Raw genomic sequence first — 13948 nt, forward strand, 5'->3', positions numbered from 1 at the left:
GTAAATAATCTATGAAACCACTTTTAACTGTTGTCATTCCAGTTTATAATGTTGAAAAATATTTAAAACGTTGTATTGAGAGTATCCTTATTCAAGAGTGGAAGAACTATGACATCTTACTTGTAGATGATGGAAGTACCGATAATTCTCCTCAAATTTGTGATGACTATGCTAAAGCATATGAGTTTATATCAGTTATTCATAAGAAGAATGGTGGACTATCTGCAGCTCGTAACACTGGTATTTCTCATGCTGAGGGAGAATATGTCTATTTCCCTGATTCAGATGATTGGATTGAACCAGACACCTTTATATCGTTAGCAGAAGTGGTGGAATCCCAGAAGTTTGATATTATCTCTTTTAATCGTGAGTTCGTGAAAGGTGAAGAAGATGCTATAGTTTCGGATTCATTAGTGACTCAAGTTTTTGAGGGTAAAGCTGCTTTTGTGCAAATGCTTAAGCATAGTTATATTACTGGTTTTGCTAATGATAAAATCTATAGAAAGTCTTTATTTACTGATAATGACATTCAGTTTCCTATTGGTAAATACTATGAGGATCTTGGCACTAATTACAAACTCTTTCTATCAGCTAAAAAGGTCTATGCAACCAATCAAAAGTATTATCACTATCTAATCGATAATCCTGATTCTATTACTCAGTCATGGAATGAAAAGAAATTTAGTAATATGTTTGGATTCTACAAAGAACTTTTCTATTCTGACTTTGTCCGTTCACAATTAAATAAAGAAGAGTTGCAAATATCTCAACTTTATTATGTAAACGGATTGGTTCATATACTAGCAAGTTTGTATAAATCTAAATTAGATAAAAAATATATAGAAATTACTAACGAAGTGAAACAAGAATTGCTTAAGAATAGTGTTTCTCTTTCTCAAATGAAAGACCAACCAAATAAGTTAAAATATGTACTGTTTAGACTAAAATTGTTAAAACTAGCCTTCAGTATACAAAACGTTTTTTGAAATTATTTTAGGAGTCAAATTTGAAATACTCTGTTATTATTCCAGTTTATAATGTTGAGAAATACATTGATCGTTGTTTGAAAAGTATTATTTCTCAAAATTATGATGACTTGGAAATTATAGTGATAGACAATGGATCTACTGATAGTAGTGGTAGTATTTGCGATACTTATGCTAGCGAGTACTCAAATATCTCAGTCTATCATATTGAAAACCATGGTGTTGGTGCGGCACGTAATTTTGGCTTGTCCAAAGCCAGGGGAGAGTTTATCTACTTCGTTGATAGTGACGATTATCTTGTTGGTAATCTCTTTGCTGATTTTGCAGATAAGCTAGTCTCAGATTTGGATTTGGCTGTTTTTAGTTATTACAATTCTTTTGAGGAAGATTTAACTGAGAAGCAGCGTACTGAAAAGTCACTTCCGTTTAAAGGGAGTTACGACAAGGATGGTTTTATCAAGATATTTATTGACTTATTCTTATCGGATATGCTTTACACAATTTGGAATAAGATATATCGCAGAGAATTTCTTCTTGAAAATAACCTTTCTTTTGAGCAGTATGAGTTAGGTGAAGATGTTCGCTTTAATCTTGATGTTTATCGTAAAGTCAACAAGATTTATCTTTCTCAAGATTCCTACTACGTTTATGTCATTGGTAGAAAAGGTTCCGCCATGTCGGGCTATAACCCTAAACGTCTTCAATATCAGCTTCAAGAATTGAAGATGGTTGATAATCTACTTTCTGACTGGAATTTGGATAGTTCAAACTTCGTTAATACTGTAAAATCAAGAATACTGATGAGTAACATCTACAATATAACGAAACAGAATTTATCTGTAAATAGAAAAGTTAAGCTTGTTAAAGATACATGTGAAAGACAAGAGATAGAGGATTTTATAAAGAATGATTCTTCTGCATTGAATCCACTCATAAAACTGTTGTTGAAATGTCGAATGTATGTTGTTCTGATTTATCTTAAAAAAATACAGATGGTATTACAACATTTATAAGAATAATTGAAAGGTATGGAAAGTACTTGTGAATAGCAGTCGCTTTATCTCAGAGAAAATCTATTTATTTACTCTTTTTATTTGGGTATTATTTGCATCTCTGGTAACTACAACTTATTTTGTAAGAGTGGATGGTTTTTTGTCACTCTATCGTATCTTGCTCTATTTTACAATAGGTATGATTACGATAAAGGAACTCATTAATCTTCCTGATACCATTAATTATTTCAGATACCACTTGAAGGAATTAATAATTTTCCTATTATTTACCTTGATCATGTTAATTGTGTCAAAAAATCGAGATGGTCTTCCTGATATTAACGTTTTGCTGTTAGTTTTTTCAGCTAGGGATATAGAGTTCAAGAAGTTATTAGGGACTTTCTCCTTCGCCACATTTTTAGTGCTGTTTGTAACTATTCTAGCTAGTAAGATGGGTATTATTTCAAATATGTTGATGAGTGCTGATAGTGGTTATCGTTATAGTTTAGGATTCAACTATGTGTCCTTTGCCTCTCAGCGTATGTTTTTTGCCCTATGTAGTTACTTAATGTTCAGAGGAAAGAAAGTTTCTTATCTGGAGTTGTTAGCTTTGCTGTTTGCTACGTTTTATATGTACCAACAGACCTCAACCTCAAGTCCACTTTATCTAAGTCTCTTGATTTTGACTTATGCGTTATTCAGTCTTAAGGTCTTTAAGTTTGATTTCATAGATAGTAATGTTATAACAGCGAATCTTGCCAAATATGGTTTTATTATTGCATTGGCTATAACCCTCTATTTCTGTTTCTATTCAACTGGTGATTTATTCCATCTTGTTGACCAATTTACACATAATCGTCTAAGACTGAGTGTTCAAGGATTCCGAAACTTCGGAGTTTCCTTATTAGGTCGACCAATTTCATTTACCACCCTGGACATCTTCGGTAATTTTTCAAGCAACTATAACTTTATTGATAGCTCGTTTGTGCAGTTACTCGTAATTGATGGATTGGCTGTTAGTGCATTCATGTTATTTGCATTAACGCGTGTCATGAATTATTTTGTAACTAACCGAAAAGATATCATTCTTGCCTGCTTGGGGGTTATGATCATTCATGGCATGTTTGACCCCCAAATGCTGGTTCTTCGTTACTCACCTCTTATCCTATTGATTAGTCGACTCTTTGTGATGAAGACTGATAAAGATTTTTTGTAATTGAAGCAGAGGTATATCATTTAGAAAGTCTAAACAGAGTCATATACTTATGAAAGTTTTAAAAAATTACGCCTACAATCTTTCCTATCAATTACTGGTCATTGTTTTACCAATTATTACGACACCTTATGTTACTCGTATTTTCAGTTCAAAGGATTTAGGTACTTATGGTTACTTTAATTCGATTGTGACCTACTTTATTCTTTTGGCTACTTTGGGAGTTGCTAACTATGGTACTAAGGAGATTTCAGGGCATCGAAAGGATATTCGTAAAAATTTCTGGGGTATTTATACTCTCCAATTGATTGCGACTATATTGTCTCTAGTCTTGTATACATCATTATGTTTGTTCTTTCCTGGTATGCAAAATATGGTGGCTTATATCTTAGGTCTAAGTTTGATATCGAAAGGAATGGACATTTCTTGGTTATTCCAAGGTTTGGAGGATTTTCGTCGTATTACCGCAAGGAATACAACAGTAAAGGTTTTAGGAGTTATTTCTATCTTCCTATTTGTGAAAACACCTGGTGATTTGTATCTCTATGTTTTCCTATTGACCTTCTTTGAATTGCTTGGGCAATTAAGTATGTGGTTACCAGCGAGACCTTACATTGGAGAACCACAATTTGATTTATCCTATGCTAAGAAACATCTTAAACCTGTTATTTTGCTGTTTCTCCCTCAGGTTGCCATTTCACTATACGTGACTTTGGATCGTACCATGTTGGGTGCCTTGTCATCGACAAATGATGTAGGGATTTATGATCAGGCTTTGAAAATAATTAATATTTTGTTGACGTTGGTGACTTCATTGGGAAGTGTAATGCTTCCAAGGGTATCTGGTCTTTTGTCTAGTGGAGACTATAAGGCTGTTAACAAGATGCATGAATTCTCTTTCTTGATTTATAATCTCGTCATTTTCCCAATTATTGCTGGTCTCTTGGTTGTCAATAAAGACTTTGTTAGTTTTTTCCTAGGAAAGGACTTCCAAGCAGCTAATATTGCCATTGCCATCATGGTCTTTAGGATGTTCTTTATTGGTTGGACAAATATTATGGGAATCCAGATTTTGATTCCACACAATAAACATCGTGAGTTTATGCTCTCTACGACTATTCCGGCTGTTGTCAGTGTTGGACTTAATCTCTTGTTAATTCCTCCATTTGGCTTTGTTGGGGCCTCAATTGTATCAGTTTTAACAGAGGCTTTGGTATGGTTCATTCAATTGTACTTCAGCCTTCCTTACCTCAAAGAAGTACCGATTCTTGAGTCTATGGCAAAAATTGTATGCGCATCTGCTATGATGTATGGCTTGTTGCTAAGTGCAAAACCATTCTTGCATTTTCCACCTACTTTAAATGTTCTTGTGTATGCAGTGCTTGGTGGCCTCATTTACCTTCTTGCTATTCTAGTTTTGAAAGTGGTAGATGTTAAAGAATTAAAACAAATAATAGGAAAAAATTAGAAATGAAGAAAACACGGAATATAAACTTAGACTTGATAAAAGTAATTGCTTGTATAGGAGTTGTTTTGCTTCATACTACGATGCCAGGGTTTAAGGAAACAGGGCGATGGAATTACTCATCTTATTTATATTATCTAGGTACTTATTCAATTCCCTTGTTTTTTATGGTAAATGGTTATTTATTATTGGGTAAGAGCAAGATAACATATCCCTATATACTACATAAAATAAAATGGGTTCTAATAACAGTGTCTTCATGGACCGTTATCATTTGGTTTCTTAAAAGAGACTTCACAATTAATCCAATTAAAAAAATTTTGGCTTCTTTGATACAAAAGGGTTATTTCTTCCAATTTTGGTTTTTCGGCTCACTAATACTTATTTATTTATGCTTGCCGATATTGAAGAAGTATTTACATTCAAAAAGAAGTTATTTATACTTTCTATCTGTATTAACAATTATTGGTTTGATTTTTGAATTGATTAATTTTTTGCTTCAAATGCCAGTGCAAATTTATGTTATACAGACGTTTAGATTATGGACTTGGTTCTTTTACTACATTTTAGGTGGTTTTGTAGCACAATTCAATATAGATAATTTAAAATCAATCTTTAAGGGATGGATGAAAATAGTTAGCATACTTTTGTTATTGATTTCACCGATAATATTATTTTTCATAGCAAAAACTACTTATCATAATCTTTTTGCTGAATATTTTTATGACAATCTTTTGGTAAAAGTAATTAGTTTAGGACTATTTCTTACCTTATTGACGCTAACCATTGATGCTTCTAAACATAGAATGATCTACTTGTTATCAGTCCAAACGATGGGGGTATTTATTATACATACCTATGTTATGCAAATATGGCAAAAGTTGATAGGGTTTAACATAGAAGGTGCACACTTATTTTTCCCTGTTTTCACATTAGTGATTAGTTTTCTAATAAGTATGATATTCATGAAAATCCCTTATATCAATCGAATAGTTAAATTATAAAAAGGAGTTTATAATGTACGATTATCTTATCGTTGGTGCTGGTTTGTCTGGAGCAATCTTCGCACATGAAGCTACAAAACGTGGCAAAAAAGTAAAAGTGATTGACAAGCGTGATCACATCGGTGGCAATATTTACTGTGAAGATGTTGAAGGTATCAACGTTCACAAGTATGGTGCTCACATTTTCCATACCTCAAATAAAAAAGTTTGGGATTATGTCAACCAATTTGCTGAGTTTAATAACTATATCAACTCACCAATTGCTAACTACAAGGGCAGTCTTTACAACCTTCCATTTAACATGAATACATTTTATGCTATGTGGGGCACTAAGACTCCGCAAGAAGTTAAGGACAAGATTGCTGAGCAAACGGCTGATATGAAAGACGTTGAGCCTAAAAATCTTGAAGAACAAGCTATCAAGTTGATTGGTCCAGATATCTACGAAAAGTTGATTAAGGGATATACTGAAAAACAATGGGGACGTTCTGCCACAGACCTTCCACCATTTATCATTAAACGTCTTCCTGTTCGTTTGACCTTTGATAACAACTACTTTAATGACCGTTACCAAGGAATTCCAATCGGTGGTTACAACGTTATCATTGAAAACATGCTAGGCGATGTTGAAGTAGAACTTGGGGTTGACTTCTTTGCCAATCGTGAAGAGCTTGAAGCTTCAGCTGATAAAGTTGTCTTTACAGGGATGATTGACCAGTATTTTGATTACAAACATGGTGAGTTGGAGTATCGCAGTCTTCGTTTTGAACACGAAGTCTTAGATGAGGAAAATCATCAAGGAAATGCCGTGGTCAACTACACAGAGCGTGAGATTCCTTATACTCGAATCATCGAACATAAGCACTTCGAGTATGGTACACAACCTAAGACAGTTATCACACGTGAATACCCAGCTGACTGGAAACGTGGAGATGAACCATACTACCCAATCAATGATGAAAAGAACAACGCCATGTTTTCTAAGTACCAAGAAGAAGCAGAGAAAAATGACAAGGTTATCTTCTGTGGACGTTTGGCAGACTATAAATACTACGACATGCACGTGGTTATTGAGCGTGCTCTAGAAGTCGTCGAGAAAGAATTTACTAAATGACACAAGAAAAAATTGATATCGTTGTTCTTTGGGTAGATGGTAGTGATCCAGAGTTTATCCGTGAAAAACAGGCTGTGACTGGTCATGTCTCAGATTTAAACCAAGAAATTGATGGTGAGCAACGTTATCGTGATTATGGCATTTTTAATTACTGGTTCCGAATGATTGAAAAGCATGCTCCTTGGGTAAATAATGTTTATTTGATTACCAATGGGCAAAAGCCAGACTGGTTGAATTTGGATCATCCAAAACTCAAATTGGTCACTCATAAGGAATTTATGCCTAATGAATACCTACCTACCTATAATTCAGCAGCTATTGAGCTTAATCTTCATCGTATTGAAGGATTGTCGGAGAACTATTTGTATTTCAATGATGATATGTACTTGATTAGAGATAGTCACCCTTCAGATTTTTATAAAAATGGTCAACCCAAGCTTTTAGCAGTATACGATGCTTTAGTTCCTTGGTCACCGTTTACTAATACTTATCACAATAATGTTGAATTAATCTATCGTCATTTTCCTAATAAGAAGGCTTTGAAATCCTCGCCTTGGAAATTCTTTAATTTCCGTTATGGTTCCCTAGTTTTGAAAAACTTGTTACTCTTGCCTTGGGGTCCGACGGGATACGTGAATCAACATTTACCTGTTCCAATGAAGAAAAGCACTTTGGCACATTTATGGGAAATTGAAGGGGAAACTTTAGATAAAACATCACGTAATCAAATTAGAGATTATGGAGTAGATGTTAATCAATATATCTGTCAACATTGGCAAATTGAAAGTAATCAGTTTTACCCTATGTCAAAGAATTTTGGAGAGTCGATAGATCTAAATCAAGTTGACAGGTTAGTGAGTATCTTTAAAGATAAACGTAAAAAACTGCTTTGTGTCAATGATGACATTGACTTTAAAGAAGAGTATATCATTCGTTTTAAGGAAATCTTGAAAGAACGCTATCCTGAAAAATCAGCTTTTGAAAAATGAGAAATAAGAGATGAAATACTATTTAAAAGAAGAATTTTTACACGATAACAATGTTAAAAATGCAGGAAATAAGGCTCGTAATGACGTTGAAGAAATTGTAAAGAGAGAGGGCTATCAAGCCTTGGTTCTTTCAGTTGACAATTGGTACGAGATGAGCACTGTTAAAGCACAGCTTCATAAATCAAAGGCTTTTGGTCAGGCTTTGGATCAATTGCAACAAGGAGATGAATTGCTTATTCAATTCCCGATGCTTCACCATAGCTTTTTTACAACACATCATGTCAAGAAAGCGCAGAAAAAAGGGGTAAAAGTTAATTTTATTATCCACGATTTAGAAGCTCTTCGTTATGTCAATGTTGAAAATTTCCCTTTAAAGCATAAGATTCGTATTCAGATTCAAGAATCAGGTCTTCTTGGTGCAGCTGATGGCATCATCGCCCACAATCCAATTATGAAATCTGTTTTGGTGGATAAAGGGATTGCGGAAGATAAGATTGTTAGCCTTGGCATTTTCGACTATTTGATTCCAAATTTCCAAGAGAAGACAGGTCTAAGTAAGAATCAGCCAATTATTGTGGCTGGTAATCTGGCACAAGAAAAAGCTGGTTATCTTTACTCACTTCCTGCGAAACCTGCTTATAACCTTTATGGTGTTGGCTTCGACGAGAGCAGAGCTCTTGAGAATGAGGCTTACTTTGGCTCATTCCTACCTGATGAGCTTCCTGCAGCCCTTGAGGGTGGTTTTGGGCTTGTCTGGGATGGTGATAGTGCTGAGACATGTAGTGGTGTCTTTGGCGAGTACCTTCGCTATAACAACTCTCATAAGGCGTCACTTTACTTGGCATCAGGATTCCCGCTTGTTGTTTGGAAACAGTCAGCCTTGTCTCACTTTGTGCTTGAGAATGGCTGTGGGATTGCAGTAGAGTCGCTTCATGATTTGAAGGCTACCATTGACAATCTTTCAGATACTGATTACCAAGATTTGCTTGAAAATACCAAGCGTGTCGGTAAAGGTATTCGTGATGGTCACTATCTACTTACCGCATTGAACAATTTGAAATAAGATAAAAAATCCTCATTTTAGTGAGGATTTTTGCATTATTTGGAGATTTCAAACTGGTATTGGGTTCCTGCAACTTTTCCGTTTGAATAGATTGCTTTAATATAGTCGTCATAAGTGATTGACTTGGACTTACCTGCTTTTACGAGCTCAGGATCTCGCCATACATTTGGATCAGTAGCATTGCTATCTCGCTTGGTGAGATAGAGGTACTCAATGTAGGTTCTATTGTCGACAAAGGCCCCAGCAACCTTTTCCGTACCATTATCAGATCGTGTATACATACGAGTCGTTCCTCCACCATCTAGGAGGAAGGCAAGGCGAATATTCGAGTAGCCTAAATTTTTTAAAAGGTTGTATACGTCTTGGTGATTTAAGCCCTTATTGAGGGAGTTGTGACCATAGGTTTGGATAATACGGATAATACCATCATAGGTTTCTACATAAATGGAACGTGCATTTGGTTGGTCAGGATCACCTTTCTCCCAGGTTTTATCTACCTTCTTATCCTTAATGAGAATACCAAAGGCACCTGTATCCCAACCATTGCTTCCCATGTGGGTAAACATTTTAGCTGTGTCTATATTTGGGTAGGTACCGGCAGTGATATTATTTTGATCATCTCCATATAGAAGGCCTGTTTTGCCCAATTCGATTTCCTTTTGAGCGAAGGGACGATCTAGTCCTTCGTAAGACCAAAAACCTGCGTTAATGAGAGCAAGAGCATCTCGTCGCTTAGCTTCGTACTTAATACTTTGCTCTGTGAGTTCAGGATTATCATCTTCGGTTCTTCCTTTTTGTAGGATGTATTTTCCATCCTTCTTGAAGGATAGAATCTGCATGTCTACATTTTTAATAGTGCCTTTTTCAAGTAGGACAGACTGATCTAAGAGCTCTTTATTTTTTATGGTAAAGTTCAATCCGCCCTTATTTGATGGCATAGAAAGCTTCTTAATATCTCGGTTGTTGAAGTAGATGGTGAGGTAGAGCAGTCCCCCAACGATGGCACCAATCATTAGAAGAGAAAATAGTATTCTTAAAATATTCTTCAATTTCATACTATCATTATAAACAATCTAGGCTTACAAAACAATCCTAAGACCATTAAATATCCAAGAATAGTATCAGTTTTTCTTAGTATGGTACTGGTAAGCGTTTTCTAAAAGGGTTATAATAAGAGTGAGTTAGTCAAGGAGGTGCTTTATGACCATTAAGGTGATTGCAACAGATATGGATGGAACATTTTTAGACGATAAAGGGAGCTATGACAAGGAGCGTTTTAGTCAGATTTTAGATGCTATGGATGCGCGTGATATGCACTTTGTCGTTGCATCAGGTAATAGTATGAGCCGTCTTAAACCCATGTTTGCGGAGACTTTTAATCGCCTGCATTTTGTAGCTGAAAATGGTGGTCAGGTGGTTAGCTATGGCAAGCTTCTGTGTCAGGAGTTCATGGCATCAAATGATGTTGAAAACTTGCTAAGCTATTTTAATTATGATTTGTTAGATAGGCCGACTATATTTAATGGTGCTCAAGGCTCCTATATGTTAAAAGGGACTAGGGTTAATTTTGCTGAGATGATAACAGAAGAAGAGCAAGCCGCCATGGAAGCATCCATTCAACGTTTGAATGGGCTGGAGGATTTAGATGATGATTTCATCAAGATTACCATGTTGCTGAGTCCTGAAGAGGCTAATCGTGTGTCACAGGCTTTTAATCGTGATTTTGATGGCAATCTAGTTGCTGTTCCCAGTGGTTTTGGTGCTATTGACTTCATTCAAAAAGGCATGCACAAGGCTTGGGGACTCAAGCAGCTTCTTAACCACTGGGACTTGTCTGAGTCCAATGTCATGGCCTTCGGTGATGGTGACAATGATCTTGAGCTCCTGCAAATGGCTGGCCGCTCTTATGCTATGGAAAATGCCAGTCCAGCTATTTTACAAGTGGCAGACCAAATAGCACCGCACCATAAGAATCAAGGGGTCTTGACTATCTTAGAAGATTATTTAGGTTTATCTTAAAAAAGGGTGGTAAAAGTAATGAAGTTATATTTAATGCGACATGGTGAGACATTATTTAATACACAAAAGCGTGTTCAGGGATGGTGTGACTCTCCCCTGACTGAAAATGGGATCTGGCAGGCGGAAGAAGCTAAGCAGTACTTTGCTAAGAAAGGTATTTCTTTTGACGCTGTCTATTCATCTACGCAAGAGAGAGCAACTGACACGGCAAAGATTGTGGCGCCCGAGTATACTGTAACTCAGCTTAAAGGAATTAAAGAAATGAATTTTGGCTCTTTTGAGGCACAACCTGAGCACCTCTTGCCAAAACATCGACCTGGCACACGATCTTTCGAAGATCTTTTGGTTCCATATGGAGGGGAAGATATCCGTCAGGTTGGCCAGAGGGTTTTAAAGACTGTTATAGAGAAAGCAGAAGAGCATACTAAAGAGGGTGATGAGAATCTTCTATTTGTTAGTCATGGAGCGGCTTTATGGGGATTGATCATTTTCATGGACTTGGCCTTTCCTGAAGGAGTGGGCTTTGGAAATTGTAATGTTTGTGTTTATGATTATAACCAAGGTCAATTGGAGCTTCTTCAGGTGATTGATCCGATTTCTGGTTTAGAGGTAACATTATGAAAGAATTTTATTTAATGAGGCATGGACAAACACGGTTTAATGTTCAGCATAGGCTTCAGGGGGTCTGCGATGCCCCTTTAACGGAAGTCGGGATCGAACAGGCTAAAAAGGCTGGTCAGTATCTAGCCAAGCAGGAGCCAATTTTTGATCATGTCTTTACGTCAACCTCTGAGAGAGCTAGTGATACCCTAGAAATTGTGACTGGACGAACAGACTATGAAAGACTTAAAGGTCTTAAGGGACAGGATTTTGGAGCTTTTGAGGGCCAGCCAGAGTATCTTACTCCTAAAACCTTACCTGATGGACAAGGCTTTGGTGATTACTTTGTTCAATTTGGTGGCGAGAGTACGACCCAGGTTCGGGATCGTATGGAGTTAACTATTAGGGCCATCATGGAGAGTGTGGCCGATGGTTCTAAGTCCTTGCTAGTTAGTCATGGACCATCTATTTTGCAGTTTTGTAGACGTGTTTTAAATCCCGCCCCAGATATTCGTGGTCTTAAAAATTGTTGCATCTTACATTTTACCTATGATCAAGGGCAATTTGAACTGGTTTCAGTATATAATCCTGTAGAAGAAGAGTATATCTTTGGAGGCGAAGAATGACACGACTCTATTTAATGCGACATGGACAGACACTTTTTAACACACTCAATCGGATTCAAGGTTGGTGTGATTCTCCATTGACCGAAAAAGGTCGGGACCAAGCTCGTCAGGTCCGTGCTTATTTTGAAAAACATGATATGACTTTTGATCAGTATTATTGTACGACAACTGAAAGAGCTTCTGATACCATTGAATTGGCGACTGGGCGTACTGATTATCAACGTGTTAAGGGGCTAAAAGAAATGCATTTTGGTATTTTTGAAGGTCAGCCAGAGTATCTTCATCCCAAGACACCTGTTGTGGGGCATTTTGGTGACCACTATGCCCAGTTTGGTGGGGAAAGTCAGGATCAGTTCGTTGCGCGTGTTGTTGCGAGTGCTAAGGAGATAGTAGATAAGCATCCTGACCAATCTATTTTAGCTGTTAGTCACGCTGGAGCCTTGATGACTTTTCTTCATGCCGTTGAGCCAGAGCGGGCCTTTCAGTCTTGTCCAGGCAATTGTGCCATCTTAGTTTTTGATTACGATGGATCGAGCTTTCACTTTGTCAAGCTGATAGATCCAATAGCTGATCAAGAGTTGGTGGAATTTTAGCGGCTTTCTATGATCAAAGATAGTAAGAAACCCTTTCTTAGTGTATAATGGAAGGGTATTTTAAATTATGGAGTGCCTATGAAATTTACAAAAAATCAGTTCATTTGGTTGGCTGTCCTCTTTTTCAGTTGTTTCTTGATCTATACTTACTGGGAAACAGTTGTTTCAATTTGTAACACCATTTACGTTGCTAGTCAGCCCTTCCTGGTTGGAGCAGGGATTGCCTTTGTGGTAAATATCCTGATGTCTTTTTATGAGAAGCTACTGGTCAAGTTTATTCCATTTGGTTTTATCGCTAAAATCAAGCGTCCTATTGCTCTGCTCTCGGCATTGGGAACCATTGGCTTGGTCTTTACTTGGGTAGTATTCACTGTCCTTCCTGATTTGATTGACAGTATCAACACCTTAATTAGTCAAGACCGCTCAGCTATTAATAACTTGATTAATTGGTTGCTTAAAAACAAATCCTTGCAAAAAATTATTCAAGATTTTGGTGGTGTGACACAGGTTAGAGAGCTAATCAATAGCTATAGTGCTCAGTTGCTTCAACAAATCATGAATGGTTTGACGAGCTTCTTGACTTCTTTAACGAGTCTGCCATCAACCTTGATTAATCTTTTTATCAGTATTGTCTTTTCTTGTTATGTCTTAGCTGGAAAAGAGAAGCTTGGGAATCAGGTCAATCGTTTGGTAGACGTCTATTTAGGACGTTATGGTAAGACTTTCCACTATGTAGTTGCTATTCTCAATAATCGATTCCGCAATTTCTTCGTCTATCAGTCGCTTGAGGCTTGTATTTTGGGGACCTTGTGTTATATTGGGATGAGTATCTTTAATTTCCCTTACGCAGCGACTATCTCTATCCTGATTGGTTTTTCAGCAATGATTCCAGTTGTGGGGGCTTATATTGGTGTGACGATTGGTACCATCTTGATTATGACGCACTCTGTGACCTTGGCGCTTTTGTTTGTTGCCTACGTGGTTATTTTGCAGCAGTTTGAAGGGAATCTCATCTATCCTTATGTGGTCGGTGGATCTACCGGACTTCCTGGTATTTGGGTTATCTTCGCAATCACCATAGGTTCTGCCTTGGGTGGTATCTTGGGTATGTTGGTTTCTGTGCCAGTAGCCGCAACCCTATATCAGATTGTTAAAGATAATGTTGTTAGGCGAGAGGAAGCCAAAGCAGCAAATGCTCTTGAAAGTAATGACTAATTCAAACAGACTTCGGTCTGTTTTTTTTCGTGTTATAGTATCAGATTTCAATAAGATAGTATAAGTGTA

The 13948-nt window shown here is 36.8% G+C and carries 14 protein-coding genes; 13 read left to right on the forward strand and 1 reads right to left on the reverse strand.

The window, feature by feature from the left end:
- Nucleotides 1–11: 11 nt before the first annotated feature.
- The 8 genes from HMPREF3112_RS05075 to HMPREF3112_RS05110 are packed head-to-tail and all read left to right on the forward strand — an operon-like array spanning nt 12 to nt 8826.
- Nucleotides 12–986, forward strand: coding sequence for a glycosyltransferase (locus HMPREF3112_RS05075; protein ID WP_022496047.1), 975 nt, complete (start codon nt 12–14; stop codon nt 984–986).
- A 20-nt stretch (nt 987–1006) separates the two neighbouring features.
- Nucleotides 1007–1999, forward strand: a complete 993-nt coding sequence (locus HMPREF3112_RS05080) for a glycosyltransferase family 2 protein (protein ID WP_022496046.1) — start codon at nt 1007–1009, stop codon at nt 1997–1999.
- A gap of 28 nt (nt 2000–2027) precedes the next feature.
- Nucleotides 2028–3194, forward strand: a complete 1167-nt coding sequence (locus tag HMPREF3112_RS05085) for a hypothetical protein (RefSeq protein WP_048675921.1) — start codon at nt 2028–2030, stop codon at nt 3192–3194.
- 49 nt (nt 3195–3243) lie between these two features.
- Nucleotides 3244–4659 carry a flippase gene (locus HMPREF3112_RS05090; protein ID WP_002884884.1) on the forward strand — a complete coding sequence of 472 codons (1416 nt, stop codon included), beginning with the start codon at nt 3244–3246 and terminating at the stop codon, nt 4657–4659.
- 2 nt (nt 4660–4661) lie between these two features.
- Nucleotides 4662–5660: an acyltransferase gene (locus HMPREF3112_RS05095; RefSeq protein WP_048675918.1), complete on the forward strand. Its 999-nt coding sequence runs from the start codon at nt 4662–4664 to the stop codon at nt 5658–5660.
- Between the two features lie 13 nt (nt 5661–5673).
- Nucleotides 5674–6774 (forward strand): UDP-galactopyranose mutase, encoded by a 1101-nt coding sequence (gene glf, locus HMPREF3112_RS05100; protein ID WP_037611226.1) that lies wholly within the window; start codon nt 5674–5676, stop codon nt 6772–6774.
- The gene (locus HMPREF3112_RS05105; RefSeq protein ID WP_048675915.1) at nt 6771–7763 is read left to right on the forward strand and encodes a stealth family protein; all 993 of its coding nucleotides are present in this window, start codon (nt 6771–6773) and stop codon (nt 7761–7763) included. Before glf ends, HMPREF3112_RS05105 begins: the two co-directional genes overlap by 4 nt.
- A 10-nt stretch (nt 7764–7773) precedes the next feature.
- The gene (locus tag HMPREF3112_RS05110) at nt 7774–8826 is read left to right on the forward strand and encodes a glycosyltransferase (protein WP_048675912.1); all 1053 of its coding nucleotides are present in this window, start codon (nt 7774–7776) and stop codon (nt 8824–8826) included.
- A gap of 35 nt (nt 8827–8861) precedes the next feature.
- Here HMPREF3112_RS05110 and HMPREF3112_RS05115 read toward each other — a convergent pair whose 3' ends face one another.
- Nucleotides 8862–9881: a phosphodiester glycosidase family protein gene (locus HMPREF3112_RS05115; RefSeq protein ID WP_176744474.1), complete on the reverse strand. Its 1020-nt coding sequence runs from the start codon at nt 9879–9881 to the stop codon at nt 8862–8864.
- A gap of 145 nt (nt 9882–10026) precedes the next feature.
- On the opposite strand from HMPREF3112_RS05115, the gene HMPREF3112_RS05120 reads away from it, so the two are divergent.
- The 5 genes from HMPREF3112_RS05120 to HMPREF3112_RS05140 all read left to right on the forward strand — a co-directional run bounded on the left by HMPREF3112_RS05120 (nt 10027) and on the right by HMPREF3112_RS05140 (nt 13879).
- A complete protein-coding gene (locus HMPREF3112_RS05120; RefSeq protein ID WP_048675907.1) occupies nt 10027–10845 on the forward strand; it encodes a Cof-type HAD-IIB family hydrolase in 819 nt (272 codons plus the stop codon).
- A gap of 18 nt (nt 10846–10863) precedes the next feature.
- A complete protein-coding gene (locus HMPREF3112_RS05125; RefSeq protein WP_038675965.1) occupies nt 10864–11466 on the forward strand; it encodes a histidine phosphatase family protein in 603 nt (200 codons plus the stop codon).
- Nucleotides 11463–12071 carry a histidine phosphatase family protein gene (locus tag HMPREF3112_RS05130; RefSeq protein WP_038675967.1) on the forward strand — a complete coding sequence of 203 codons (609 nt, stop codon included), beginning with the start codon at nt 11463–11465 and terminating at the stop codon, nt 12069–12071. The genes HMPREF3112_RS05125 and HMPREF3112_RS05130 overlap by 4 nt, the downstream gene beginning before the upstream one ends.
- Nucleotides 12068–12664, forward strand: a complete 597-nt coding sequence (locus HMPREF3112_RS05135; RefSeq protein ID WP_038675968.1) for a histidine phosphatase family protein — start codon at nt 12068–12070, stop codon at nt 12662–12664. The genes HMPREF3112_RS05130 and HMPREF3112_RS05135 overlap by 4 nt, the downstream gene beginning before the upstream one ends.
- A 78-nt stretch (nt 12665–12742) precedes the next feature.
- Nucleotides 12743–13879: an AI-2E family transporter gene (locus HMPREF3112_RS05140; RefSeq protein ID WP_048675903.1), complete on the forward strand. Its 1137-nt coding sequence runs from the start codon at nt 12743–12745 to the stop codon at nt 13877–13879.
- Nucleotides 13880–13948: the final 69 nt, after the last annotated feature.

It is taken from the genome of Streptococcus sp. HMSC10E12 (assembly GCF_001807855.1).
Classification (GTDB): Bacteria; Bacillota; Bacilli; order Lactobacillales; family Streptococcaceae; genus Streptococcus; species Streptococcus salivarius.

Coding starts and splice junctions, on each gene's coding strand:
- HMPREF3112_RS05075 (WP_022496047.1), top strand. CDS start 12: ATGAAACCACTTTTAACTGTTGTCATTCCAGTTTATAATGTTGAAAAA.
- HMPREF3112_RS05090 (WP_002884884.1), top strand. CDS start 3,244: ATGAAAGTTTTAAAAAATTACGCCTACAATCTTTCCTATCAATTACTG.
- HMPREF3112_RS05095 (WP_048675918.1), top strand. CDS start 4,662: ATGAAGAAAACACGGAATATAAACTTAGACTTGATAAAAGTAATTGCT.
- glf (WP_037611226.1), top strand. CDS start 5,674: ATGTACGATTATCTTATCGTTGGTGCTGGTTTGTCTGGAGCAATCTTC.
- HMPREF3112_RS05105 (WP_048675915.1), top strand. CDS start 6,771: ATGACACAAGAAAAAATTGATATCGTTGTTCTTTGGGTAGATGGTAGT.
- HMPREF3112_RS05110 (WP_048675912.1), top strand. CDS start 7,774: ATGAAATACTATTTAAAAGAAGAATTTTTACACGATAACAATGTTAAA.
- HMPREF3112_RS05115 (WP_176744474.1), bottom strand. CDS start 9,881: ATGAAATTGAAGAATATTTTAAGAATACTATTTTCTCTTCTAATGATT.
- HMPREF3112_RS05120 (WP_048675907.1), top strand. CDS start 10,027: ATGACCATTAAGGTGATTGCAACAGATATGGATGGAACATTTTTAGAC.
- HMPREF3112_RS05125 (WP_038675965.1), top strand. CDS start 10,864: ATGAAGTTATATTTAATGCGACATGGTGAGACATTATTTAATACACAA.
- HMPREF3112_RS05130 (WP_038675967.1), top strand. CDS start 11,463: ATGAAAGAATTTTATTTAATGAGGCATGGACAAACACGGTTTAATGTT.
- HMPREF3112_RS05135 (WP_038675968.1), top strand. CDS start 12,068: ATGACACGACTCTATTTAATGCGACATGGACAGACACTTTTTAACACA.
- HMPREF3112_RS05140 (WP_048675903.1), top strand. CDS start 12,743: ATGAAATTTACAAAAAATCAGTTCATTTGGTTGGCTGTCCTCTTTTTC.